This is a genomic window from Flavitalea flava (genome assembly GCF_054461575.1).
This window is the reverse complement of the sequence record NZ_JBTLQH010000041.1, coordinates 11,926-37,429: the sequence shown is the minus strand read 5'-3', so window position 1 is coordinate 37,429 and position 25,504 is coordinate 11,926. Positions and strand designations below refer to the sequence as shown.

The following is a 25,504-nucleotide window of genomic DNA, read 5'->3' as shown; positions in this document are numbered from 1 at the left end:
ATCTAACTATTGTTTTATGGAGACGTTTACCCTTTTAAAAATTGGATTAATAGTGCATCTTATTGGCATAACGACCATGGTAGGATTAACGGTGGCAAACTTTTTAGCCTTGCAGCAACTCTGGAAATACCTGCTGCACGAACAGGATAAGGCTATGCTGATCCTAAAAGCCATTTCCCGTTTCCCCGTGTTTCAGATGATTGGAGGGATGTTTGTCGTCCTGGGCGGGATCACTATGATGTTGGCCTTACATGGCGTGTTCATGCATCAGACCTGGTTCAAAGTTAAGATGGTATTGTTGGTGCTGATCATCCTGAACGCCATCTTTATGGCCAGGCCGGCCGGAAAGAAATTGGGGGTGCTTCTGACTGTAAATTCGACGATTGCCGATACGACGGAGCCTGGGATTGTGGCTGTGAAAAAACGCCTTACCTTTTTTCACCTGCTACAGCTTCTCCTGTTCTTTATTATTTTTATCCTGAGTGTTTTTCAATTTACTTCCTGACAACACTAGCATATATTTCCTCGAACGGCTTCCCTTTGTGTTGTTGTAACATAGGACCGAACTTTGTCTCTATATTTTTCAGGAGCTGGATACATAATTTTTTATCATCTGTATCCATATCGATCAACATCATTTTCGCCAATAAGGCTATCCGGCCTTTACAGGTAGTGATTACCTTCTCGCCCTTAGCCGTTATTTTTAATCGTTTGGATCGTTTGTCTTCCGTATCATCGTGTTCGGTTAAATACTTTTGCGTTCTCAACCTGTTTAATATCCCGGTTCCGGTAGAAATTTCATGCAAACAAGCATGGATCACCTCCGACTTTTTGGGGTTCTTTAAAATATAAACCGTATTTAACATGCTAAACTCTTCCATACTGCCGATGCCACTTCCTTCCAGGGCAGCGTTCGCATAAACAGCATGCAGACTCATAATTCTTCCCATAGTGCGCATTAACAGGGAGTCCTCATTGGCTGGCACCAAGGCTTGATTTACTGCCGGTCCATCCTTCCCGGCTTTATTATGGATCAGGTGATAGCGGCAAAAATCGTCCATACTCCCATCCGGATGCTTTTCTTCAAATTTCCCCCATTCGTTCACTAACGCAATTGTCTTATTCATAATCAATTAATTCTGTTTGGTTGCAAATTTATAAAAAATACTACCAATACGTACTAATTAATACGTAAACGTATTATATTTGTATAATAAACAACGTAAAAGTATTAAATAGCTTCACCATAAAATACGCTTAAAAATGGAAAACATGGAATCAACGAAAAACAAAACCATCATTCGTAATCTGTACGAAAACAGCCTTAATCCCAGAAGGATGGATCTGCTTAATGATGTAATAGCTGATGGCTACACGGGTATCCGCGGAGAAAAAGGCGTGGCGGGCTTTACAGAAACTGTCGGGAGCATTATTGCCGGTTTTCCGGATATAAAATGGACTATCGAGGATTTGATCGCGGAAGGAGATAAGGTGACGGTGAGATGGTCATGGAAAGGAACACATGTGAATGCATTCAGGGGTATTCCTCCCAGCCACAAACAGGTTGTCGATAATGCAATTGCTATTTACCAGATTAAAGACGGGAAAATAATTCAGGCCTGGATTCAGAGCGACCGACTGGCGTTTTTGACCCAGATAGGGGTTATTCCCCAGGATCTGATTCCTTCTCCACCCTCCACTAAACAATAATAAAACTAATATCATGGAAACACCATTAACGAAAGAAAGCTTTCAAATATCTGCCATTGGCCCTGCGTCTGAAATTAGCTATAAAAGCGCATTTAAGTGGTCCATTGCCACTTTAGTCAGCTTTATTGCTCTGTTCCTATCCTTTCCACTGATGCATAAATTTCCAAACGTACTTTATCTAAGTACTGTTATAGCTGTTATATTTCATTTTACCTTATTACCATTGATTGCAGCTATGCCCGCACCTGCCTGGGCAAAAATGGGCGGATTTACCTGGGTGTTTGTCGATATCATCCTTGCAGTAGCAAGCGTAAATGGTGTCTCCAATGAAATCCTGGAGCCTATGCGGGGGGGTGTTCATGTTGCATTAATCGTTTGGCCTTTTGGCATCGCCATTATAAATAAAGGCTTTATCCGTTGGGTATCGATAGTCTTCGCTTTGAGCATCGGGATCGTTCCGTTATTTGGTAAGCTGCTTCCCCCAACGGCAAGATTCATCGCCATACCTTTTATCCTGACCTGGTTTATCGCCATTATCCTGGAGTTCAGGAAATTAAAACGGATTTATTCCTGAGGCGGGGAATTTTTAGACAATCGTTTGCGCAAGCCGAACTACGGTTTTTAAGAATAATTCTCTTAATTTAAGCCTTTCAATCTCATTAAAGTTTTGGAGATCCCGGTTAAAAGTGATTCCAATTAAAAGTGATCCGAGTTAATAGTAATCCCGGTTAATTGTGATCCCGGTTAATAGTGATCCCAGATAAAATGTAAAAAATGAAAAAGGCTTTTATTCTGATTTTCTTTATTCTTTGTGCCGGTTACTCTTTTGGTCAGACGAAAAAGGACATATCCTTTGTAATAGGGCAGGAATCCTTCTTATTGAATAATAAACCATTTGTTATTCGCTGCGGAGAAATGCATTTTGCCCGGATACCCAGAGAGTACTGGGCCCATCGGTTAAAAATGGCGAAGGCAATGGGACTTAATACGGTTTGTGCTTATTTATTCTGGAATTATCATGAACTCAGCCCCGGGAAATTCAGTTGGGAAGGCATGGCTGATGCGGCCGAATTTTGCCGCCTTGCCCACCGGGAGGGATTGTTTGTGATCCTGCGTCCCGGTCCTTATTCCTGCGCCGAGTGGGAGTTCGGCGGTTTCCCCTGGTGGCTGCTCAAAAAGAAAGATATCCGGCTTCGTACGCAGGATGCGTATTACCTTGAACGTTGCCGTATCTATTTAAACGAGGTGGGAAGGGTATTAGCGCCATTGCAGATCTCTCACGGAGGTCCGATCATCATGACCCAGGTTGAAAATGAATATGGATCCTATGGCGGAGATCGGGAATATATCGGCAAAATCCGGGATGACCTGAAAGAAGCAGGATTTACCGTTCCTTTATTCACCTGTGACGGACCTTCCCAATTGAAAAATGATGTTCGGGATGATATTTTCAGCGTTGTAAATTTCGGGAATAATCCGGAAGCGAATTTCAAGGCTTTACGGGAAATAAGAAATACCGGCCCCTTAATGTGCGGTGAATATTATCCGGGCTGGTTTGATTCATGGGGCGCGAAGCATCATACCGGTTCGGTCGATAACGTGATCAAAGAGATCGGATACATGCTGGACCATCAGGAATCCTTTAGCATTTATATGGCACACGGCGGAACCAGTTTTGGATTATCCTCCGGCGCCAACAGCCCTCCCTTTCTGCCACAGACATCCAGCTATGATTATGATGCTCCGATCAGTGAAGCCGGTTGGGCCACCGATAAATTTACTGCCCTACGTACCTTATTCTCCACCCATTTGCAGGAAGGAGAATCATTGCCATCCGTACCGGCATCCAATCCGGTAATAAAAATTCCCACCTTTACGACTACAGAAATAGCTCCGCTTTTTTCCAATCTGCCCGTACCTGTGCAGGACAATCAAGTTCGGAATATGGAGCAGTACGATCAGGGATACGGGTGTATTCTCTACCGCACCACCTTGCAAGCCGGCGGGGCTTCTATGCTGACCCTGCCGGAAGTCCATGATTTTGCCCTGATCTTCATCGATGGTAAAAAAATCGCTACCCTTGACCGGAGAAGGAATGAGAACAGTTGTAAAATACCTGCCGTAAAAACAGGCGCGGTCCTGGATATCCTGGTAGAAGCTATGGGACGGGTTAATTATGGAGGGGCTCTTCATGACCGCAAAGGGATTGATGGCAAGGTGCTGATCAGCGGATCAAATGATAAGACAAGAGAGTTGAACAATTGGAAAATCTATCCGATTCCATTACAAAACGAGGGAATTCCTGCCGGGTTGAAATTTCATGCTGGCCAGACCGCTATGCCTGCCTTTCATAAGGGTTCGTTTAGTATAAAAGATACGGGAGATAGCTTCCTGGATATGCGCAACTGGGGCAAAGGATTGGTGTGGATCAACGGCCATTGCCTGGGGCGGTTCTGGAATATCGGGCCGACACAAACCATGTATGTGCCGGGGCCCTGGCTCAAAACCGGAAAAAATGAACTGATCATCCTGGATTATACCGGCCCATCGGGAAATGAATTATCCGGTTTGGATTCTCCCATACTGGGTCAGGTAAAAGAAAACGCGGTTGCCAGTAAACACCGTAAACCAGGGCAAACGCTTCAGCTAACCGGTACAACTCCTGTTTATCAGGGCAGTTTTAACCCGGGAATCGAATGGCAGACGGCGCGTTTCAATGCGGTCTCCGGCCGCTATTTTTGCCTGGAGGCTTTGAATGGGCAACGGGCAGGAGACCCTTTTACTACGGTGGCAGAGTTGTATTTGCTGGATGCCAAAGGAAAAGAGATCCCCCGTAATAAATGGAAGGTGGTGTATGCGGACAGCGAAGAGACGGCAGGCGACGACGGGAAAGCCGACAATATATTTGATTTGCAAAACACTTCCGTCTGGCATACACAGTGGCAGGACAGTACGCCTTCGCACCCGCACCAGGTAGTGATCGATTTGGGTGCAGTTAAGGAGATTGGCGGTTTGAAATATCTGCCCAGGCAGGATTCGCCAAATGGGAGGATAAAGGATTTCAGGGTTTATTTGAGGAGGGAAGGATTTGGGTTATGAGTTTATTACAGCCAATCATTTATCCAATCCGGCAATTTGCATTTTAAAGTTCGCCGGCAAAAGAAATGCCTTCAATACCCCATCGAATTTCAGCCATCGGGCCGCCTTATAAAAGGGCAGTACAACATAGAACCATGGTAGGGAAGGCAATGCCATCAGGCTTCCGACCCCGGGAGGCGCCAACAGGGCCTGGGCCTGCAATAAGATATGATATCGGAAACTCCCCAGCTGTTTGTTGTATTGCCTAAACAGATCCCTGGTAAAAGAACTGTATTGCAGGTTTGTTTCCAGGTTTTGTCTTCTCATCAGCTTCCATCCGTCATAATCAGCAGGCAGTCCTTCCAATTCCATTCGCAACCCCACCCGGTAAAACACTTCGAAAACCGCTTTCTTTTCTGCCTCTTCCAACCTGCGTTCCAATAGTTCAAATGACCGTATGGAATAATCGATCAACATAAACAATACATCCAGGTAGGCCGTGGCGGGAATTCGGGCGCCGCGGCTGTGCTCCACTTCCCGGTGAATGGCCGTGATCTTGTCGATGGAAGCCAAGGCATGGTCATTTTCCGAGAACACGATCTCCTGGGCATAGCGCACCGTGGAAAAAAGCCTGCCAATCGGATCGGCAGGCAATCGCCCTGTATAATACAACCAGTCTACCGATTTATTCAACGCAAATTCCGCAGCCGCTCCGGCGAAAATCAGCAATACGGTATCGCTTCTGCCCCAGATCTTTCTTACGATTGATTTGTCATTTACAAAAAAATTATCCATAACAAGGTTGTTTTAGTGAAACCATTCAGGCTATCCTTCTCACTGGACAAGACCCTGCCTTTCCTTCCAGCATCAACACCAATAAAATTCCAAGCGTATAACTAAGTATATCCGCCCAGGAAAAGCTCGTCCCTAAAACGATTCGGGCCAGGGAATGGGCTTTGAGATGCAGGCGGTCAGCCAAATTGAAATATTGCATCGTCTCAACGAGATAAGAAAATACCAGCACCGATAAAGCCACAGGAATAACAGGCAGGTCCAGGAAACTCCTGGCGAAGCAGTACAAAAGGATAACAACCAGGAAATCACCCCCATATGGGCGAATAATACTGTCATGAAGAAAGCCCCCGATTAATATCTCCAATCCCAGCAGCCCGAGACTGAGCAGAAAATAAGATGCGTGAAATCGGAATATGGTTTTCATTAAAAAGTACTTTGAAATACAAAGTAAAATAAAAATATGGATATTTGCAAGGGGGAGAAGAAATTAACCCTCAGATTACGGGAAATAGAATTTAGTGGATTATCTAACCATTACAACCCAATACGCCAAAACGATCGGATAATTTTCCAGATAGCGTAAATTCTTTTCCGGATTACGCAAAGTACCGGAAAGCGCACCCCTTACTTTTGCAAAATAGGAACTTAGATAAAATATAATTATGCTTTTGAGAAGGTATGGTAGAGTGATTATAGCTTTTGTTGTAATAATGGTTGTTTTTTCTTCAACAGGCATTGGCCAAACAGGAAAAAAGCAATCTGGAAATATAAAGGGCAGGATAGCGGATAAAACAGGAAATCCTGTGGTAAATGCAAAAATTACGCTTATTGGAACCGGCGAAGCGACCAATAGTGATCAATTGGGATTTTACTTCATAAAAAGATTAAAACCAAGCAGTTACTATCTTTGTGTAACCAGTATCGGTTTTGATAGTGTCATCAGTGCCGTAATCGTTAAGCCAGGAGAAACAACATTGCTTAACGTGGAATTACCTTCAAATACCGCTCTGTTGCAGGCGGTAACGGTCAATGGCGTGAGGACCATTACCGGGATGGGCCGGCTTGATGAAATGCACGACGGAGTGATCTATTCCGGGAAAAAGACGGAAGTATTATTACTGGACAGCCTTAATGCCAATACGGCTCAAAACAATCCCCGGCAGGTCCTTGGAAGAATACCCGGCGCCAATTATTCAGAGACGCAAGGCAGCGGATTCCCCTCTAACGGCATCGGATTCCGGGGATTGAAACCGACTCAATCCGTTGAAATGAATACCCGGCAAAATGGATACAATATCACCGCGGATATCTACGGATACGCAGAGACCTATTATCAGCCCCCTTTAGAGGCCGTACAACGCATTGAAGTGACCCGTGGTGAATCCTCCCTGCAGTTCGGACCCCAATTCGGCGGGGTGATTAATTATATAATCCGGGACGGGAACAAAACCAAGCCATTTGAATATTGTATGCAACAAACAGGTGGAAGCAATGGATTGGTCAATTCTTTCCATTCTGTTGGAGGCCAGATCGGGAAATGGAATTATTATGTGTTTGCCCAATATCAATCTTCCCAGGGTTGGCGACCAAATTCCGACTACAGACAAATCAGCGCCTTTGGGAAATTGTCCTACCAGGCAAATGCAAAACTAAAACTCAGTCTGGAATATACCCTTTTCCGCAACCGGATTCATATGCCGGGGGGCTTTACGGACGAGCAATTTGCAAAAAACAGCGATACTTCTTTCCGGGCCAGGAACTGGCTGGAAAATCCGTGGAATATTGTTGCAGCCAAAATGGAATATGCTTTTTCGCCAAAAACTTCCCTGACGGTTACTTCTTCTTATTTATTCAGCGCCCGGAATCTGGTTTGGAAAAATGAAGACGGCGGTCCCGGAACGCCGGACAGTATCAGCCCCGTTACCCTGCAATATGTAAACCGGGAAGTGCAAAGGGAAAAGATGAATAGCCTGACAACAGAGGCCCGCTTGCTCAGCCAGTATTCGTTATTTGGAATGAATAATACACTTGGCGCAGGCGCCCGGATATTTTATGGTAAGTTTAAAAGACAGGGTGGGGGTCAGGGTACGACAGGAAGCGATTTTACGCTTAGTTTACTTGATCCGCGGTATGAATATGGCCTGGATTTTACAACCACCAATGTCGCTCCATTTATAGAAAATGTTTTTAGGGTTACCGATAACTTGTCCATTACTCCGGGTATCCGGTATGAATATCTCCGGTCAACGGCAAAAGGATATATTACTATAGATGGTGATCAGGTTAACACAGATAGTGTGAGAAAACGATACGTCCCATTAATGGGAGTAGGAGTCCAATACAGGACTACCAGGACGTCAAATCTTTACGCCAACATATCCCAGGCTTACAGTCCTATTACCTATGACCAGGTAACTCCATACGCCGTTGCATCAAAAATTGATCCCAATCTGAAAGATGCTAAAGGCTATAATGCGGATTTTGGCTGGAGAGGTTCTTTTAGTAACTATCTTAATTTTGATGTTAATGCCTTTTACCTTTCCTATGGCAATAGGATAGGTCTCGTCCAGTTGAAAGATGGGGCCGGGAATCCCTATACCTATCGAACCAATGTGGCGAACAGCGTCCATAAAGGAATTGAAACTTATGTAGAGTTTAGCCCCACCAAATTGGCAAAGACACCCGCATCGCTGGGGACTATCAGTTTTTTTAACTCCTTTTCCTACATCCACGCAAAATATACGTCCGGACCTTACAAAGGCAATTTTGTGGAATACGCTCCGGAATTCATAGAACGTTTTGGCATCACCTATTCCAGAAAACATTTCTCCTCCACGTTTATCCTTAGCCAAACGGCCAGATCATTCGGAGATGCCAATAATACGGTGTCCAGTTCTGATGCCATCGTAGGTGTCATTCCGGCTTATACGGTAATGGATTGGGCAGTCACCATACCCCTGGCAGGCAACTGGAACATAAAAACCGGGATCAATAACCTGGCTGATAAACGGTATTTCACGCTAAGAACAGATGAATATCCCGGTCCGGGTATCATACCGGCTATCGGCCGAAGCTTTTATATTTCTTTTGGGGCGAGATTTTAATTTTTTTATACTGTTCCATTTTTAATTATCACCAGCGGACTATCCAATCCTTTTTAACCGGAGCCAGACACTGCTCCTGCGTACAGATCACATATTGCACCGTGCCCTGCATACCATGCCTGCCTGTATCAACCCTGACACCCTGAATAAACTCTGCCATACCCATAAAATACCGCACCGAACCATCCGTCGACACCAGCCTGCCTTTTTCCTGTAAAGGCCCGCTAAATTTCAACCCTGGTTCTGGCAGAATATTGATCTTTGTCGGGAACGGAGAAGACAGCGTATCCGTTCCATACAGATGCCAGCCATCCGATAAGGATGCTTTCAGATGTAACTCAACCAGGCTATCCGTTTTTTTAACAGCCGAAAAGCTCCAGCTCACTTGTGCATAGCCCGCGAAACCCGCGATTATAAGGGCAAAAAATAGCCCGGGCCGAAGAACTTTATTGTTTTGCATAATTTGCCATTTTTTCGATTTGCAGCATCTTTATCCAACGGTCAGCCTGAATGATGCGCAGGCCATAGAGATGAAGTTGCCTGTTCAATTCCGCTACCGTCTTCGCGCTAAAATCGATCTTCAGGTCCACATTACCCGCGTACGTCGTCTCATCGATAAAAGGTATCGGCCCATCTCTCAGGATCCCGGTATAGCTGGCATAAATCCCCATAACAACCTCTTTTAAAGGTGTATTTATATAGGCACGCCACTCCGGTATTTCATCCTCCTTAGAATAGAATGTCTCCATAGGTTTGTCTCCCTTCGTTTTTAAAGGGGTCGTTCTCTCATTCACCAGCACCAGGCATTTTTTCTTCTCCGTCACGATCCTCGCCAGGATACCACGCAGCCCGCCAAAATAACGGTTGACATCCTCCTGCATCAACTGATAACACTTGGGCTTATCTTTTAAAGGAGCCACCTGCTCATAGTTGTAGAAGTTATGGACCGTCCATTCATCCAGCGAGTCGTAGCTCGTTGGCCGGAAGAAGACGCCATGATCCGGGATCTTCCATTCTATCCGGTTCTCATTAAAGAAGTCATTATTGAATTGATCCGCTTCTCCTTTTGTAAATGCTTCCTGGAATAAATGAAGCATGGAAAAATTTGTATAACTCATACGGAACAGCTGCTTCGCGGAGTCGATATGCCTGGACATACTGTAAAGATTTGCCAGTTCATTCGAATAATCCATAAAGAAAGAAGAATATTTTACATGATCCGCCATATGTTGGCCTACATAAGCGGTCAGCGGTTGCTCATCGATCACATCTCTTCTGACATCGACCTTTGGCAGCATAAAAGGACGTTTTCCATCCAGCACCGATTGGATATGACCGGCCGTAGCATTGTATCCATTCGTGATATATAGTATCTTTCCTGTTTCGTCGATCCAGATATGATGGGGCACATAAAAGAAGGGACGGAACAAACCCGATATACCCGTATCGGCCATCAGAGAGGGAAGTTGCGATCTTCGCGCATGCTGCCTGGTTATCCAGGGCTGCATAAATAAAGTGTCGATCTGGCCGGGTGAATTCTTAGTCACCGTGATGAACTGAATACGACCTTTGAATTGTTCCTGCAAAGCCTCCAGCCTGGGAAATGCAGCAATACAACTCGTACATCCACGGTCCCAGAAATCGATGATAAGCAGCTTGCCCCTGAAATCGCTGATCCGCGCCTGCCCGGAGGGATAATTCAGCAAGCTGTTGAGTGCCAGATCCGGCATCTGATCGCCGGGTTGTAAATAACTGTTTTGCGCCAATGACACGATAGTGCTTAACAGGCATGACATGACCCATGCCTGTACTTTGATGGAGTAACTCATAGCTTTTATTTTTTAAGGGATAGGCCTAATACGCCGGGTTTTGTGAAAGAAAAGGGTTCGATTTGATTTCGGGTAAAGGGATGGGGAATACAATGCCTGTTAGTTTCCAGGTCTGCGGTTTAAGTTGCCTCAGCACAGAATCGGCCCTGCCTATCCGTAACAGATCGAACCACCGTTGTCCATTTTCCGCAAATAATTCAATCCGCCGCTCCCTGTAAATTGCTTCCAACAGCGACGCCTGGTCATTGGTCACGACCGGAGAAAGGCCTGCCCTGCCCCGGATCAGATTAAGGTCCTGTGCTCCATCCAACAGTTTATTCTGCTCGGCGCAGGCTTCCGCCCGGATCAGGTACTGCTCCGTCAGGCGAAGGATCGTATAATATTCAGTAGAAGGAGCCAAACCCGTCGTCTTATATTTATAAGGATAGTAATAGAACTGACCATTTACAAGGGTGCTGTCCACCCAGGCTTGTCTCCGCAGATCGCCTGGCTCGAAGGCATTTATCAGACCCGTTGTCAGGGGATAATTCGGCAGCGTCCCCTGCGATCCCGGTATAAAATAATACCCTTCATACATCGCATACCCATCAGCAGGCATGATCTGCCAGATTGCTTCGCTATTATTCCTGAGAAAAATATGCTGCAGATCGGATTCCATCGTATACTTACCGGATAGAATGACGCCGGCAGCCTCCTTCTCCGCATTGACCCAGTCTTTCTGATATAGATAGACACGCGCCAAAAGGGCCGAGGCCGCCCATTTATTGGCCCGGACGTTCTCTGCTCCCGGATAGTCACTGCCCAACAAACTTTTTGCATCCAGGAGGTCGGCAATGATCTGTTCCATTACCTTCGCCTGCGGTGTACGAGCCATTACTGCGTTCACCCGGTAGTCCGAGGTCAGGATCAGGGGAATATCTCCAAAGAGGCGGACCAGTTCAAAATGTGACAGGGCACGAATAAACTTCGATTCCCCGGTCAGCTGCGTCCTGGTGATTTCGGAGAGCGCAGTCGTTGTAGCCGCATTTTCTATACAGATATTGGCCTGGTAAATATATTTATAGCAGTTATACCAAAACGACTCTACGTTATTATTATCCGAAAGCAGGGCAGATTGATGGAATTGCTCATCTTCCAGCGCTCCTGCGGTGACATCAAGCTCATCTGCATACAAACCCAGGTAAATGCTCAGATTATAATTGACCACCCCATCACCCCCCAAATTGATATAGATCCCGTTCAAAACCTGGATAGCTGTTGCGCTGTCTTCAAACAACTGTGTAGTAGGGACCTGTTCGGCAGGAGGTGTGACTTGCACGAATTTTGTGCAGGAGAATACCGAAAGACAGAAGAAGATGATCAAAGACTGTTTATATAAAGCTTTCATTGTAAGTAGAGTTTTTTAAAAGTCAATTTGTATGCCGCCGGTCCAGACCCTCATCAAGGGATTGCCGATACCCTGGCTTTCCGGATCGCCACCCTTATAGGCGGTGATAAGTCCCAGGTTCTGCCCCTGGATATAGATACGCATGTTCCTTATTTTCATCGTACGCAACAAGGAAGGAGAGAAATTATAACCGGCCGATATATTTTTGAATCGGATAAAGGACGTGCTGACGAAAGAAGCGCTCGAATTCCTGGCATAGGTGGTATAGGCGCTGGAAGCGCTACCCCCGGTAGTAAATCGTTGGATAGAGGCCTTATCACCAGGTTTCTGCCACCGGTTCAGCACATAATCCGGCTGATTGGTCATCGCTCCAGGAGGGCCGTAGAAATACATCCTGGACGCATATCCCGCCCCATACGTTTTGGAGAACTGGATAAACAGGCTCAGATCCCAGCCCTTCCACCTTATCTTATTATCGATCCCGCCATAAAATCGCGGAGGTCCATAGGCATCGATAGATACGATCCTGTCCTTGTTATAATTGGTTCCGTTGAAGGTATAGACCCCGGTTTGGGGGTCCACCCCCTGATATTGAAAAAACCGCCCGATCGTGATGGGCATGCCGATCGTATACCTCGAGGCATAGGAAGAAGAATCGATCCCCGGGAAAGTAATTAGTTTATTACGGTTGATGGTTAAATTAAATGAGGTGCTCCATTGAAATTTCTTCGTCCGGATATTCGTTGAGTTCAGCGAGATCTCGATCCCGCTGTTCTGCACCACCGCAGGAAAATTCTCCAGTACCGAACCAAATCCTGTCTGGGTCGGCAAGGCATAATTTAGCAGCTGATTGCCAGCCCTGTTGCGATAATAGCTGGCAGACAGTAATACCCTGTCTTTTAAAAATCCCAGCTCCAAGGCTCCCTCCAGCTTCTTGTTGGTCTCCCAGGCATAATCGGGGTTCTTAAGGTTATTGGCGAAGAATCCGATGGATCCATCATAGGTATAGCCGGAATAAGACCACCAGGTATCCACGTATTGATAATCTCCGATATTGTCGGATCCGGTGATTCCATAGCTTCCGCGTAGTTTACCAAAACTCAGCCATCCCAGATGATCCTTAAACCAATTTTCCTTTGTAATGATCCAGGCCGCCCCAATAGCTCCGAAATTGGCGAACTGTCTGCCTGGCCCAAAGCGGGAGGATCCATCCCTCCTTCCCGTCAGATTCACCAGGTACTTTTCATCATAATCATAATTCAATCGGCCATAAAACGCATTATACCGGTAATCCGACGAAGAAGTTTGCGTGCCGGTAATGGCCGCACCTGTCAGCGTTCCCAGGAACGCATCGCTGCTATAATTATAGGCGTTGCTGTTGACCTGCGACCCGGACTTATTCTGCCAGGTCGCTCCTGCAAGGACATCGAACTTCCCGATACCCGTTTTACGAATATATTCCAGTTGTGGCTCGACGATCCAGCTGCTTTGCTGATTACTGACTATATAGGAATAGCTGACCGGATTATCAGAAGGGTTCTGCGCAACCTTGGGCGCGGATTGTATATGGGAATTTTCGAGTTTGTTATACCCTATATTCGCCTTTATAAACAGCCCTGGCAATAGGGTATAGCTCAGCGTATTACTTGCGATCAGGTTATTATTTTTAATATCGAAACTATTCAGGAGCAGCGCGAAAGGATTTTTAAAACTGGCTCCGCCTTCGCTCCACACTAATTTCCCCTGGCTATCGAAGGGGTTCGGTGCATCGGGAGGCAGAGGCACTTCACTAAAAACCGCTGCCGAGTAATTACTCTTATCGGCCGTATACTGCGCATTCAGCCCCATCGAAAATTTATTATCCTGCGAAGTATGGGACAATCCAAAGGCAAAAGAACCGCGGTCATACCCATAACGCTTGTTAACAAAAGGGCTATTGGCGTATACAGGCGTCTCATGATGCCAGGTCGATGCGACACGAAATTGGGTTTTCTCCGTGCCTCCGGTCAGCGCAAGCTGCGCCTCATCGGTATGGGCCGTTCCACCCAACATCAGCTTCTGCCAGTCTACATTCCTTGTTGTATCCCATACCAGCAGATCCGGCGCATTCAGGGTTGTAGGTGTGATACCGTCATTTTTAAATGCCTCCCTTCGCATCTTCAGGTATTGCGGAGTAGTCAGCCATTTCATCAGGCGTGTAGCTTTCGACATGCCCGTATATGCATTGATGGATAGACCGCCTTTACCCGTCTTACCCTTTTTGCTGGTGATAAGAATAACCCCGTTAGCGCCCCGCGATCCATAAATGGCCGTAGCATCCGCATCTTTTAAAATATCGATCCGTTCGATATCGGCAGGGCTTATCGTATTCAGAGGACTGGATTCGTAATTGGTGCCCGGGAATTGCCCCTGACTCGAACCATCAAAAGGTACACCGTCCACGATATAGAGCGGGGGTGCGTTATTATCCAGGGAATTCCGCCCCCTGATCACCACCGTATAGATCCCCCCCGGCAGTCCGTCGGATTGCATTACCGATAATCCTGGCGCTAGTCCTTCCAGCGCACCGACTACATTGCTGACTGGCTGACGGGCGATCTGTTCTGCCGTGATACTGCTGACATTACCGGTATTTAGTCTTCGTGTAGTCGTTCCATATGCTATCACCTGGATCTCATCCAGCCGGTTTTCAATGTGCAGCAATACGATGTCCACCACGCTCCGGCCATGGACGGCTACTTCCCGGCTGCCATAGCCCGTGAAGGAGACGATGAGCACTGCCTTTGCCTCCACATTTTTCAGGATAAAATAACCATCCCCGTCCGTTTGCGTCCCTATCTTCGATCCCTTCACCGTTACCGAGGCCCCTGGCAAAGGATGTCCAAGACTATCGGTCACTCGTCCATGAACTTCAAAAGGCGGGTCAGCGATCGGTGGAGGCAGGAGGGAAGGTACCACCGGTCGTAAACTGATAAAAATTGTACTTCCTTTGATAACAAAACTCAGACTTTGTCCCCGCAGGCTTTCCTCGAGGGCTGCTGTAAGGGGAGTGTTTTTCCAGTTAATGGTCACCGGCTTTGTAGTCCGCAGGTCCTGGTCATTATAGAAGAAGGTATACCCTGTCTGCCCATGAATGACGGAAAAAATTTTCTCGATAGGGACATTGGCCCCAGTATACGTAACAGCCTGGGAAATTCCCCTGGCGGTTACCTGCGTCAGAGCTACAGTCAACAGAATAACAGTTAATCTCATGATCCTCCAACCTTTAATTTTCATACATTTGCAGTGTTTGGGTTTAACAATAATTAATGCCTCAACAGTTTTGGTTATGGGGAACCCAATTTCAGACCGGGAGTGTTACTAGCGCTTCCGGTTTTTTTTGGCCATCCCCTTGTCGGTCTATGGTAAAATGATTAGTTTCCTGTCTTCTATCCGGTAATGCACCCGGGTAAACCGCAATCCATTCAATACATCGGAAAGCAGCAGGTCACGCCCTATCTCTCCGGTGAAAGATTGCCCTTCATCGATTGCCCCCTGGTATTCTACATCGACATCATACCAGCGCGCCAGCTGCCTGGCCACCATACGGATACCTGCATGACGAAAAGTAAATAGACCGTTCTTCCAGGCCATTACCACATCAGGATCTATATTCACGATCTTTTTGATATGCTGCCCGCCCACCTGCGCCTGTTCACCAGGCTTCAGCACCAGGCTCTCCGAGCCTTCATCCACCCGTACAGCGCCCTCCAGCAGGGTCGTCCGTATGGCTTCCTCATCCTTGTAAGCATTGATATTAAAACGTGTACCCAGGACCTGGATCTTCTGGCCGCCGGATTCCACCAGGAAAGGCATGTTCACTTGTTGCGTCACTTCAAAATACGCCTCCCCCGTTATCTGTACCCGGCGCTCTTTTCCGATAAAAGCCGTAGGATATCGTATGGACGAGGCCGCATTTAACCATACTTTGGTACCATCCGGCAATTCCACCTGGAACTGTTTACCCCGTGGAGTTGTCAATGTATTGTACAATACAGCAGCAGCATTTCCCTGTTGATACATCAATTTGCCGTCTGCCTGCCTGATCAATTTTGTTCCTCCCTGCATTCCCAGATTACCGTTGCCTGCGCTATCCAATTGGATATCCGACCCGTCGGCAAGCGTCAATACCGCTCCATTGGTGCCCGGCCTTGCATCATGGGCCGGACGGGATGCAATAACGATATCGGCTTTCCCTACATTCTGCTGCCGGCTTATCCACCAATAGCTTACAAGAAGGAAACCTATTAACACCGCGGCCGCTGCCCATCGCATTTTTGACATCCAGCCACCTGCAGGGAACAATTTGCGAACCGGCACTTCATTATCTGGCAGGATCTGGCTAAGCATCGACCGGCTTTGCTCCGCGGTAAAGACTAGTTTGTTCCCACCAAAACTTTCCCAGCTCTCTTCCAATACCGCCTGAATGGCCTGCTCATTTTCCGGCTTATCCAATAACGCCACAAGCTCCTCCGTTTCCGCACCGGAAGCTTCATCATTAAAATAACGATATAGTAAATAGGTCATCCTCGTTTCAGGCATAACGACTGTTTAGTAATAGTAAGACCCCGAAAAAAGACAAAGCGGGTAGTCGAAGGATAAAATTTATTTCAGGATAGCAGCAAAGGCGTGGAAAGGATCAGCAGAGTGACATTGATATGTGTCTGCACATAAACGCGGATATGCTGTGTAGCCGTCGCCAGGTGCTTACGGGCCGTCTCAGGGGATATTTGGAGTTGGCGGCCGATCTCTTCATACTTCAATCCCTGCTGCCGCTTCAGGCGATATACTTTCTGTTGCTGCGGAGACAGCTGACGAACAGCTTCTTCAATGAGCAGCCCATAGTCTTCCGGCACAGGGCCATCGGCCAGGCCCTTTTCGCTTTCCAGGTACTGCAGCCATGCCTGCTGCCGCAAGCGCACACGCGCAGCCTGTCGCATAGAGTTAAAAGTATAGTTGCGGGCGATAATATAGAGATAGCTATCAAAACGTTCTACGGTCCTCAAAGTTTCCCGTTTGTTCCAGACCTTCATAAAGACATCCTGAACGATCTCTTCGGCCAGGGATATAGACTTTGTCCATGCCAGCACATAGGCGCCCAGTTTATGATGATAGGCATAGAACAACTGGGTAAAAGCTTTCTCATCGCCTGCCGCCACTTGTTGAAGTAGTTCCCGTTCGCTATGTATTTCTTTTACAGACAAATATGATAGTAGCCTTTTATGATCAATGCTCCTTCAGGAGATATTCGAAGGATAGGCTCAGAATAGAATTAATTTAAAGATAAGAAATAAAATTGAAAATAATAATCTCCTATAAGGAGAAGTATATAAAGGATTTACAGGATTCCAGCATTTTTAAATTAGATTTATTGCAACATTTCTGCCATTGACCTGTCCAATCCAATCAGTGCATAATAAAACCGGAAATAATCTGACAGACCAGCTCCTGGTGGACAAGGTATTAGGTGGCGACACCCGCGCCTTTGCCACGATTATTCGAAACACGGAAAGACTGGTAGCCCAGATTGTATTTAAAATGGTGTCACATGCGGAAGACAGGAAGGATCTGGCACAGGATATTTATCTGAAAGTTTTTCACTATTTGCCCGGTTTTAAATTTCAATCCAGGCTTTCCACCTGGATAGCCCGGATAGCTTACAATGCCTGCCTGACGCACCTGGAAAGGAAAAAACTTGTGCTGCCCGGCCAGGAGCAGGACAAAGATGGCACGGGCGAAGAGGAGTTGGAATTGCTGAGCAACAGATCCATCAGCGATTCGGGAAACGAAACCGAGAAGCTCATTTTTCAAAAAGAATTGTCCGGCATTCTGCAGGAAGAGATCAGCGGACTTCCTCCAGTTTACAGGATCCTGATCACGTTATTCCACCATGAAGAAATGAGCTATGAAGAACTGTGCCTGATCACCGGGTTGCCGGCTGGATCGGTAAAAAGCTACCTGTACAGGGCAAGAAAAATGTTAAAGACAAATCTACTGGCGAAATATAAAAAGGAGGCATTATGACTACCGGACACCTTTCAGAAATGGAATTGCAGCAATATGCGCTGGACGAGCCCGCCTGCACAAAGGAAACCAGGGAACATATCGAGGCCTGCACTAACTGCCAGGCAGAAGTGATGACTTACCGGCTGCTGTTTGCCGGAATTAAGCAACAACCGAAGCCTGAATTTGCTTTTGATCTATCCGGCCTTGTATTATCACAGTTGACGGTGGGCCTGAAGAGTGAGCTTCCGGGCGCCCGGGCCAGGGTCAGGTCGTTTAGCTTTTCCGCCTGGTTACTGGTTTTATTTACCACCTGCACAGTGGGTATTCCGATATACCTCTTCCGGAAGAATATCTGGAATATGTTCTCGGAAATTTCCGGTTTCTTCCTATATATCATACTGGTTGCCGCCGCAATCGCTGTAATATCCAGGATGGTGGGCATGTACAGGAAGTTCCGCCGGCAAATACAAACCTTAAATTATTATTGAACTTAAATTATTATTGAACTTTCTGCAACATACAACCAACAAAACGATCTAATTAATTATAATCAACACCAAAAGATAAAATGAAAAAAATCATCATTGGAGCAGCGATCCTGTTCACTTCTACAGCTGCCTTTGCGCAGGAAGACAAGGCACCCCTGGTCGACAGGTCCCTCCTTTTCGATATACTAAATATTTGCGCCATTGTTACGGTCATTTACCTGATCTCGAACTGGATTCTGCAAATGATGAAACATAACCTGGATTACCGGCTTAAATCCAAGATCCTCGAAAAGGATACGGCCGAAAATATTGTGGTCCAATTGGTGAGGCCTCCTAAAAAGGATAATGAGAACGGAAAGGCCTTCCTGCAATGGACATTCATCCTGGCTGGTATTGGTGCAGGTTTTACGCTTATCAACTTTAGCCGGCCCTATGGCGTGCATTCCCTGGCCATCATGGCCTTCTCTATCGCTGCCGGTTTTGCAGGAAATTACTATGCTTCCCGGCGTTTAGAAAAATAATTCCTTTCCCTAAAGCGCAAACAAATGAAAATCACATTTTTCCTGATTGCATTTTGCCTGGTATTCGTCCGTCTGTATTTGGGCTGGACAGGGCATATGCGGAGTGACAACAATGATGGTACGATGATCATCCGGAACGGGGATGAAAATTTGGAGATCAAATGGTTCGGTAAGGTCAGGCTAAAAGAGGATGAAACGGCCGTGGAAAGCATTACGCCGGGCGGCTATTTAAAATTCACGCATAATGACGAAAAAATGGCGGCTGAAAGCAACCTGCAGGGAGACATCCGCTACACCCTGTATGATGGCCGGCAATCATTGGCATTGGATGAGAAAGGAAAGAAATTCCTGGCTGATGCCCTTCACGAGATGATTGAATTAGGCTATGATGCCGAGGGAAGGATGCATCGCATATATGGGAAGGGCGGAATCAAGGCCTTGTTCGCCGAGACGGGAAAGCTGAAGTCAGATAACCTGAAAGGGAGGTATATCGATTACCTGCTGCATAGTGACAGTCTTACAAAGGACGAGTTGATCACCTTGATAGATCGGATCGGGGAGATGAACGCTGAGAATGAAAGGGGGAACTACTTAATGCGCTTCAGGGCAGATCAATTGAAAGACTCTGCTACGCTGCAGGCCTGGCTCCGAACGGTCGGTCATCTTGGCCAGGACGAAGAAAAAAGCAACCTGCTCAAATATTTGATTGCCCGGGACACCCTTTCCGACGAAGTTTTTGGCAAAGTAGTAGACATAACGGCCCAATTTGGCGCCGACTGGCAGAAGGCAAATGTCCTGGCTCAACTGGTAGAAAAAGATACGATCCTGTCCAATCATATAGATAACCTATTAAATGTGATCGGTCAAGTCAACGATGACCAAATTAAAGGGAATTTACTCTCCAAACTAATAGACAAGGATAGCTTCCCCGGGGACCGGTTCCACAGGCTATTGGGATTGATCGATCATTTCAATACTGATTGGGAGAAGCGGAACCTGTTTTCGAAATTGATTGAAAAGAACAGGTTGACCGAAGAACAATGGGCAAGCCTGCTTGACGAGGCAACACATATCCCTGCAGACTTTGAGAAAAGTAATTTTTTGGTGGAGATTGCCCGGAAAATGCCTAAGACGGAGAGCTTGAAAACGGCTTATTTTCATGCAGCCAAGACCATCAAAGATGATATGCAGTATGGTAAGGCGCTCAGGGCGGTGGATTGATTATTGGGCCATTGGTTCATTCTGAAGATTTCCTTACAAATTTGCTTTCCTCGAATAAAATCAGGTACTTTGGCTGGAGCTATGGCAAAAGACCCTACCCATATTCTTTTCGAACGACTGTCTTTATCGGAGGATGAAGCTGCACTCTCCGATTTGCATAAGCTCTACTTTTATCGCCTGTATAAACTCTGCTATTCCATCATCGGAAATAAAGAGGCAGCCGAAGAGATCACTAATGATGTTTTCATCAATATCTGGCAAAAAAAGCACCTGCTTTCCAATATCATCAATCCCGAGCTGTACCTGCTCAAATGCGCCCGTAACCAGGCTCTCCAGTATCTTCGGAAGCCAAGACCTGAAATATCGGAAGAAAATCTCCATGATTTCAGCATCGAATGGGAGATCAGTCCTGAGCAAATCTTCATTTCCTCTGAAATGGTCCTCCGCATCAATGCCGCCATCGATAGCCTCCCGCCCAAATGCAAGCTCATCTTCCTGCTCATCAAAGAGGGCAGTCTCAAATACCGTGAAGTGGCCGATCTCCTGAATGTATCGGTAAAGACTGTCGAGACCCAGATGAGTATTGCCTTGAAAAAGATAGGCCATTCCGTGCCCTTCTCCTTTTCCCGTCAATAAATTATTTTAAGGATCGCTTTAGGGGTAAACCATTTTTTCTGCATCAGCCTTTTTAAGGAATACTAAAACAAATGTCAGAACAACGTATCTGGGAACTATTGACCAGGCAATTCAACAATGAGATCTCCGAAGCGGAACTAAAAGAGCTTCAACTACATATACAGAACTCAGGGGATGAGAACCTTTCCCCCGAACTGCTGGCCAAAATTCATTTCCTGAACCTGAAACCTGCTCCGGATGAGGAAGCCCGCCGAAAGAACAGCCTGGATACCATCCGGCATGCCATCCGCCTCCGGCAAAACGGCAGAGATCAGGAACCAGCCTACGAATATCAAACCACCGCCGAATATGAAGAAGACCCCGCAAACGATACTTCGCCCAAACGAAAGAAAGCACGCGTCATAACCTTGCTTTCGGCGGCTGCATGTATTGCCGCATTTATTACGGGCTATTACCTGTTCAAAATGAATTCCGGGGAAGGTAAGACTCCTCCGCAATTCGAGACCATCGTCACCCGGGCAGGATCAAAGACCTTGATCAACCTGCCGGATAGTTCCACCGTATTGTTGAACAGTGCCTGTAAGTTTGGTTATAACAAAACCTTCGGTACCGAAAGCCGGGAAATCGAATTGGCCGGAGAAGCCTATTTTGACATTCGTAAAAGTGCCGAAGTGCCGCTCGTCGTTCACGCAGGCGATGTTATCATCAGGGTACTCGGAACCACATTCAACGTGCGGGCCAATCCGGAGGATTCCTTTGTTGAAGCCACACTGATAAAAGGCATTATTGAAGTCAGTCTGCGGACAGACCCTGAAAGGAAGATATTATTGAGACCCAATGAAAAGATCCTCATTCGTAAAAGTGAAGACCTGCCTGCGAATAAGGTAAGGGATTCCTTCCTTAAAAACAAGAATCCTGTCATCGCCGTGACAAAGGTAGAGCCGGACGCCGAAGACAGCTCCTATATCGAAACAATCTGGACCAGGAACAAAATGCAGTTTCAGAAAGAACATTTTGCCACCCTGGCCAGGAAGATGGAACGGTGGTATAATGTAAGAATGGTCCTGACCGATATAAGTCTGAATGACCTGGTGTTTACCGGCTCCCTTGAAAAGGAGTCCTTGCCTGAGGCTCTGAATGCCTTACAACATGTAACATACTTTAATTACAAGATCAAAGGACAAACTGTTTCCATTTCAAAATAATATTAATAACAATAAAATTCCATATGAAATGTAGTTAATAAAAACGCTAACAGCATAACGATTGCCTGAAATAAAAAGGAGAGGTGTTCGAACCACCCCTCCTGGAATTGTATAACAGGCAAGGATTCGCCTATTACTAACTAAATCAACTGTAAGGTATGAAATTTACCAGAATTACTGCTTTGTCCGGGGTGATCGACCTCCGGCGTAAACTACTGTTTGTCATGAGAATAATTACTTTCGCCATCTTATTTGTGAGCCTCCATTTTTCCTTGTGGGCCTCGTCACAAACCAGGTTCAGCCTCTCCGTAGCGAAGCAACCGCTATCGGCGGTCCTGAGCCTGATCGAGCAAAAGTCTGATTACCGTTTCCTGTATAAAGAAACAGCTGTCTTTGCCAACAAGGAAATAACCCTGAAAGTAAAGAATGCATCACTGGATGATGTACTCTCTATGATCCTGGATGGCACCGGTCTGAGCTATTCAATCAATGAAAAACATCTCGTCTCCATCGGCGAAGACAAGGCTGTGATCGGGAAGCCAGGGAACCCTGTAACAGGGGTGGTACGGAACGAAAGAGGAGAACCCCTTTCACACGTATCCATATTTTTAAAAGGATCTTCACGGGGGACCCAGACGGATGAAAAAGGACAATTTAGCATCCTCGCAGCGGAAACCGATACACTCCAGTTCTCCTACATCGGATATGAGACACTTGTAGTAAAAGCGGGAACTGCATCCAATATGCAGATCACGCTGAGGTCATCCAGCCAGCAGATAAATGATGTGGTGGTGGTAGGGTACAGCGATAAAAAGAAGAATGAGCTCACCAGCGCCGTCACTGTCATATCATCCGAAAAACTGAAAGATGTTACATCAAATGATATCGGATCGATGCTGCAGGGAAAGGTAGCCGGCCTTCAGGTGGTCAACAGTTCCGGAGCCCCCGGCTCAGCCGGGGAAATCCGGCTGAGGGGTATCTCTTCCGTGAATGCCTCTCAAAGTCCCCTGATCGTTGTAGATGGGATCATCGGCGGCAATTACGATCCCAATGATGTCGAGACGATCACCGTTCTGAAAGACGCCGGCGCCACCTCCATGTACGGCTCTCAGGCCAACGCCGGTGTGATCATCGTCACTACCAAGAAAGCCGCATTGGGTAAACTCAGGTTCGAGGCAAAGATCACTACCGGCATGCGGACCCCGGACTTCGGCAAAATGCAAATGATGAATGGCGGTCAGCTGTACAATCATACGCAGCAGTATTACCGGGACTATATTCCGGGGAATACCAACAACTCCTATAAGATCGATCTCATTCAGTTCATAAACGACTATCCCCGCACTCTTCAGCAACAAAACAATAACTGGCTTACCGATATGTTCAGGAAGGCCCCTGTAACGAATTTATACGTATCGGCCAGCGGGAGGACGGAAAAGAATGATTTTTACATGGGGCTGACCTATTACGATGAGAAGGGTACTTTTCTCAATTCAGACTATAAGCGGATCAATCTCCGGGCAAACACCACCCATCACTTCACTCCTGGCATCAGCCTGACCAATGGCATCAACCTCAGCGGAACCATCGGGAAAAGCTATGATTACAATGATGTATATTATGCGTACCTGAACATGCCATGGGACAATCCCTATGACAGCATGGGCAGGCCGCTCTATGTCGACGGCAACTCCACCTTTAAATGGTGGTCACGCGACAAGATCAATCCGATCAATACCATCGCAGGCTCAAACCATCCCTACAAAAGTTTTGACGCCAATTATGACCTTGACCTGAATGCCGGCATTACACCCTGGTTATCCTTTGTCAGTACCAACCGCCTGGGCGCGAATTTCTTCCGGAGCGGCGATTACTATTCTCCCCTGGCAGCGGGACAGTATCATGGTACCGGGTATATCAATCAGCAGACGACATTTGGATATGGTTATATTTCCAACGATCTCCTGAAGTTCAATTTTCACCTTGGAGATCATGCCATCAGTGGATTGGCCGGCGTAGCCTACCAGGGCAGTTATACCGATGTCAGTGGCGCCTCGGGCAAAGGATTGCCGGTGGGACTCTCCGTTCTGAGCGTAGCCTCCAACAGCCAGGCCATCAGCGGCAATAACAATGCATCGATCCTGAACTCCTATATCTCGCAGGTAAACTATTCTTTCCGGGATAAATATTTCCTCTCAGGCTCTTTCCGCACTGATGGGTCATCCTCCTTTCCTGCCGCACACCGGTACGCATCCTTTCCTTCGGTTTCGGCAGCATGGCTTGCCAGCAAGGAAGATTTTCTCGCCGGTAGTCCCCAGATCAACCTACTCAAATTCCGCCTGAGCTACGGAGTCACAGGAACCCAGGACATCGGATCATCCCGCTACCTTGGCCTCTATTCTCTTTCCAGCCAGTACAATTCACTTGTAGCCGCAGAGCCTTCCCAGCTGGCTAGCCCCAACCTCACCTGGGAAAGTAAATACCAATGGAATGCAGGGGTTGACATCAGCCTGTTCCATCGGATCGATCTGACCGTGGATGCTTACAATAATGTCACCAAAAATCTTCTCCTCCAGGTATCCCAGCCACTGTCCGTAGGCTTTGAGAACCGCTGGGAGAACTCGGGCCAGATCGTAAACAATGGTATTGAGATCGGTCTTTCGACCACCAATATAATTACCCGTGACTTCACCTGGAAAACCGATTTCAATATCAGTTTCAATTCCAACAAGCTGCGTCGGTTTCCCGCGCCCAATATTCAGACCTATTCCACCTGGAGCATTTCGCAGATCTACCGGGAAGGCGGCAACCTGTACGAATTCTATATGCCCAAATGGATGGGGATAGACCCGCAGACCGGCGCTCCGCTTTGGGAGCAGCTCACTATGAACGCACAGGGCAAGGTAATTTACCGCCAGGCCACTTCCAACTATGACAGCGCCACCTATCAGGAAGTAGGTTCGCCCCTGCCAAAATTCCAGGGCGGCTTCACAAATACCTTCCAGTACAAGCGTCTCAGCCTAAAGGTCAATGCCTATTTCCTTTATGGCAATAAGATATTCAGCAATGTCCTCCGGTTTGTGGAGAACGACGGAAGCGAGCCACTCTACAATCAGGCCGTGTTGCCCAAAGGTTACAGCATCTGGACAAAACCGGGCGATATGGCTACGGAGCCCAGCCCGCAGAACTCCCTCAACTCCACCCAGAATTCTACCCGCTATCTTAAGGACGGCAGCTTCCTGTCTATACGGAATATCTCCCTTTCCTACGAGTTGTCGGCAACCCTGTTGAAAAAAGCAGGCATCACGGATATGACCATTGGTATTTCTGCTGATAATGTCTACACCTTTTCAAAATTTTTCGGACAGGATCCCCAGACAACCATTACGCCAGGAATATATACTATGCCGGGAGTTTCGGATTTTAAATATCCAAACAACCGCCAATATTTACTCAACGTTGCTTTCCGATTTTAATTCGTTCAG

General features: G+C 46.7%; 21 protein-coding genes. 12 read left to right on the top strand and 9 right to left on the bottom strand.

Annotated features, from left to right (window positions below; translation table 11 throughout):
• Positions 1–16: 16 nt before the first annotated feature.
• Positions 17–505, top strand: coding sequence for a hypothetical protein (locus ACX0G9_RS25415; RefSeq protein ID WP_459067783.1), 489 nt, complete (start codon positions 17–19; stop codon positions 503–505).
• Here ACX0G9_RS25415 and ACX0G9_RS25410 read toward each other — a convergent pair.
• Positions 495–1,127 (bottom strand): MarR family winged helix-turn-helix transcriptional regulator, encoded by a 633-nt coding sequence (locus ACX0G9_RS25410; RefSeq protein WP_459067782.1) that lies wholly within the window; start codon positions 1,125–1,127, stop codon positions 495–497. The two genes, ACX0G9_RS25415 and ACX0G9_RS25410, sit on opposite strands and share 11 nt — an antisense overlap.
• Positions 1,128–1,272: 145 nt before the next feature.
• On the opposite strand from ACX0G9_RS25410, the gene ACX0G9_RS25405 reads away from it, so the two are divergent.
• The 3 genes from ACX0G9_RS25405 (at position 1,273) to ACX0G9_RS25395 (ending at position 4,809) form a co-directional block, all read left to right on the top strand.
• Complete coding sequence (locus tag ACX0G9_RS25405; RefSeq protein ID WP_459067781.1) at positions 1,273–1,710, top strand: ester cyclase; 438 nt, start codon at positions 1,273–1,275, stop codon at positions 1,708–1,710.
• A 13-nt stretch (positions 1,711–1,723) separates the two neighbouring features.
• The gene (locus ACX0G9_RS25400; protein WP_459067780.1) at positions 1,724–2,284 is read left to right on the top strand and encodes a hypothetical protein; all 561 of its coding nucleotides are present in this window, start codon (positions 1,724–1,726) and stop codon (positions 2,282–2,284) included.
• A gap of 200 nt (positions 2,285–2,484) precedes the next feature.
• A complete protein-coding gene (locus ACX0G9_RS25395; RefSeq protein ID WP_459067779.1) occupies positions 2,485–4,809 on the top strand; it encodes a beta-galactosidase in 2,325 nt (774 codons plus the stop codon).
• Between the two features lie 15 nt (positions 4,810–4,824).
• On the opposite strand, the gene ACX0G9_RS25390 is transcribed toward ACX0G9_RS25395, so the two are convergent.
• Positions 4,825–5,583 (bottom strand): oxygenase MpaB family protein, encoded by a 759-nt coding sequence (locus ACX0G9_RS25390; RefSeq protein WP_459067778.1) that lies wholly within the window; start codon positions 5,581–5,583, stop codon positions 4,825–4,827.
• 25 nt (positions 5,584–5,608) lie between these two features.
• Positions 5,609–6,007, bottom strand: a complete 399-nt coding sequence (locus ACX0G9_RS25385) for a ribosomal maturation YjgA family protein (protein WP_459067777.1) — start codon at positions 6,005–6,007, stop codon at positions 5,609–5,611.
• Between the two features lie 238 nt (positions 6,008–6,245).
• Between ACX0G9_RS25385 and ACX0G9_RS25380 the strand changes: the two genes are divergently transcribed.
• Positions 6,246–8,687, top strand: coding sequence for a TonB-dependent receptor domain-containing protein (locus ACX0G9_RS25380; RefSeq protein WP_459067776.1), 2,442 nt, complete (start codon positions 6,246–6,248; stop codon positions 8,685–8,687).
• 28 nt (positions 8,688–8,715) lie between these two features.
• Here ACX0G9_RS25380 and ACX0G9_RS25375 read toward each other — a convergent pair whose 3' ends face one another.
• The 6 genes from ACX0G9_RS25375 to ACX0G9_RS25350 all read right to left on the bottom strand — a co-directional run bounded on the left by ACX0G9_RS25375 (position 8,716) and on the right by ACX0G9_RS25350 (position 17,146).
• The gene (locus ACX0G9_RS25375; RefSeq protein WP_459067775.1) at positions 8,716–9,147 is read right to left on the bottom strand and encodes a hypothetical protein; all 432 of its coding nucleotides are present in this window, start codon (positions 9,145–9,147) and stop codon (positions 8,716–8,718) included.
• The gene (locus ACX0G9_RS25370) at positions 9,134–10,516 is read right to left on the bottom strand and encodes a TlpA family protein disulfide reductase (protein ID WP_459067774.1); all 1,383 of its coding nucleotides are present in this window, start codon (positions 10,514–10,516) and stop codon (positions 9,134–9,136) included. Before ACX0G9_RS25370 ends, ACX0G9_RS25375 begins: the two co-directional genes overlap by 14 nt.
• A gap of 25 nt (positions 10,517–10,541) precedes the next feature.
• Positions 10,542–11,903, bottom strand: coding sequence for a RagB/SusD family nutrient uptake outer membrane protein (locus ACX0G9_RS25365; RefSeq protein ID WP_459067773.1), 1,362 nt, complete (start codon positions 11,901–11,903; stop codon positions 10,542–10,544).
• 15 nt (positions 11,904–11,918) lie between these two features.
• Positions 11,919–15,179, bottom strand: coding sequence for a SusC/RagA family TonB-linked outer membrane protein (locus ACX0G9_RS25360; RefSeq protein WP_459067772.1), 3,261 nt, complete (start codon positions 15,177–15,179; stop codon positions 11,919–11,921).
• A 123-nt stretch (positions 15,180–15,302) separates the two neighbouring features.
• On the bottom strand, positions 15,303–16,484 hold the full coding sequence (locus tag ACX0G9_RS25355; protein WP_459067771.1) for a FecR family protein: 1,182 nt from the start codon (positions 16,482–16,484) through the stop codon (positions 15,303–15,305).
• 68 nt (positions 16,485–16,552) lie between these two features.
• Positions 16,553–17,146 carry an RNA polymerase sigma factor gene (locus ACX0G9_RS25350; protein ID WP_459067770.1) on the bottom strand — a complete coding sequence of 198 codons (594 nt, stop codon included), beginning with the start codon at positions 17,144–17,146 and terminating at the stop codon, positions 16,553–16,555.
• Positions 17,147–17,351: 205 nt separating this feature from the next.
• Between ACX0G9_RS25350 and ACX0G9_RS25345 the strand changes: the two genes are divergently transcribed.
• The 7 genes from ACX0G9_RS25345 to ACX0G9_RS25315 all read left to right on the top strand — a co-directional run bounded on the left by ACX0G9_RS25345 (position 17,352) and on the right by ACX0G9_RS25315 (position 25,495).
• Positions 17,352–17,966, top strand: a complete 615-nt coding sequence (locus tag ACX0G9_RS25345) for an RNA polymerase sigma factor (protein WP_459067769.1) — start codon at positions 17,352–17,354, stop codon at positions 17,964–17,966.
• Positions 17,963–18,436: an anti-sigma factor gene (locus tag ACX0G9_RS25340; RefSeq protein WP_459067768.1), complete on the top strand. Its 474-nt coding sequence runs from the start codon at positions 17,963–17,965 to the stop codon at positions 18,434–18,436. Before ACX0G9_RS25345 ends, ACX0G9_RS25340 begins: the two co-directional genes overlap by 4 nt.
• Positions 18,437–18,516: 80 nt before the next feature.
• Positions 18,517–18,957, top strand: a complete 441-nt coding sequence (locus tag ACX0G9_RS25335; protein ID WP_459067767.1) for a hypothetical protein — start codon at positions 18,517–18,519, stop codon at positions 18,955–18,957.
• A 24-nt stretch (positions 18,958–18,981) separates the two neighbouring features.
• Positions 18,982–20,178: a hypothetical protein gene (locus ACX0G9_RS25330; protein WP_459067766.1), complete on the top strand. Its 1,197-nt coding sequence runs from the start codon at positions 18,982–18,984 to the stop codon at positions 20,176–20,178.
• Positions 20,179–20,247: 69 nt separating this feature from the next.
• A complete protein-coding gene (locus tag ACX0G9_RS25325; protein WP_459067765.1) occupies positions 20,248–20,814 on the top strand; it encodes an RNA polymerase sigma factor in 567 nt (188 codons plus the stop codon).
• Between the two features lie 71 nt (positions 20,815–20,885).
• Positions 20,886–22,019 carry a FecR family protein gene (locus tag ACX0G9_RS25320; RefSeq protein ID WP_459067764.1) on the top strand — a complete coding sequence of 378 codons (1,134 nt, stop codon included), beginning with the start codon at positions 20,886–20,888 and terminating at the stop codon, positions 22,017–22,019.
• 158 nt (positions 22,020–22,177) lie between these two features.
• Entirely contained in the window at positions 22,178–25,495 is a 3,318-nt protein-coding gene (locus ACX0G9_RS25315; RefSeq protein WP_459067763.1) for a SusC/RagA family TonB-linked outer membrane protein, read from the top strand.
• The last annotated feature ends 9 nt before the right edge of the window (positions 25,496–25,504 follow it).

Coding starts and splice junctions, on each gene's coding strand:
- ACX0G9_RS25415 (WP_459067783.1), top strand. CDS start 17: ATGGAGACGTTTACCCTTTTAAAAATTGGATTAATAGTGCATCTTATT.
- ACX0G9_RS25410 (WP_459067782.1), bottom strand. CDS start 1,127: ATGAATAAGACAATTGCGTTAGTGAACGAATGGGGGAAATTTGAAGAA.
- ACX0G9_RS25405 (WP_459067781.1), top strand. CDS start 1,273: ATGGAATCAACGAAAAACAAAACCATCATTCGTAATCTGTACGAAAAC.
- ACX0G9_RS25400 (WP_459067780.1), top strand. CDS start 1,724: ATGGAAACACCATTAACGAAAGAAAGCTTTCAAATATCTGCCATTGGC.
- ACX0G9_RS25395 (WP_459067779.1), top strand. CDS start 2,485: ATGAAAAAGGCTTTTATTCTGATTTTCTTTATTCTTTGTGCCGGTTAC.
- ACX0G9_RS25390 (WP_459067778.1), bottom strand. CDS start 5,583: ATGGATAATTTTTTTGTAAATGACAAATCAATCGTAAGAAAGATCTGG.
- ACX0G9_RS25385 (WP_459067777.1), bottom strand. CDS start 6,007: ATGAAAACCATATTCCGATTTCACGCATCTTATTTTCTGCTCAGTCTC.
- ACX0G9_RS25380 (WP_459067776.1), top strand. CDS start 6,246: ATGCTTTTGAGAAGGTATGGTAGAGTGATTATAGCTTTTGTTGTAATA.
- ACX0G9_RS25375 (WP_459067775.1), bottom strand. CDS start 9,147: ATGCAAAACAATAAAGTTCTTCGGCCCGGGCTATTTTTTGCCCTTATA.
- ACX0G9_RS25370 (WP_459067774.1), bottom strand. CDS start 10,516: ATGAGTTACTCCATCAAAGTACAGGCATGGGTCATGTCATGCCTGTTA.
- ACX0G9_RS25365 (WP_459067773.1), bottom strand. CDS start 11,903: ATGAAAGCTTTATATAAACAGTCTTTGATCATCTTCTTCTGTCTTTCG.
- ACX0G9_RS25360 (WP_459067772.1), bottom strand. CDS start 15,179: ATGAAAATTAAAGGTTGGAGGATCATGAGATTAACTGTTATTCTGTTG.
- ACX0G9_RS25355 (WP_459067771.1), bottom strand. CDS start 16,484: ATGCCTGAAACGAGGATGACCTATTTACTATATCGTTATTTTAATGAT.
- ACX0G9_RS25340 (WP_459067768.1), top strand. CDS start 17,963: ATGACTACCGGACACCTTTCAGAAATGGAATTGCAGCAATATGCGCTG.
- ACX0G9_RS25335 (WP_459067767.1), top strand. CDS start 18,517: ATGAAAAAAATCATCATTGGAGCAGCGATCCTGTTCACTTCTACAGCT.
- ACX0G9_RS25330 (WP_459067766.1), top strand. CDS start 18,982: ATGAAAATCACATTTTTCCTGATTGCATTTTGCCTGGTATTCGTCCGT.
- ACX0G9_RS25320 (WP_459067764.1), top strand. CDS start 20,886: ATGTCAGAACAACGTATCTGGGAACTATTGACCAGGCAATTCAACAAT.
- ACX0G9_RS25315 (WP_459067763.1), top strand. CDS start 22,178: ATGAAATTTACCAGAATTACTGCTTTGTCCGGGGTGATCGACCTCCGG.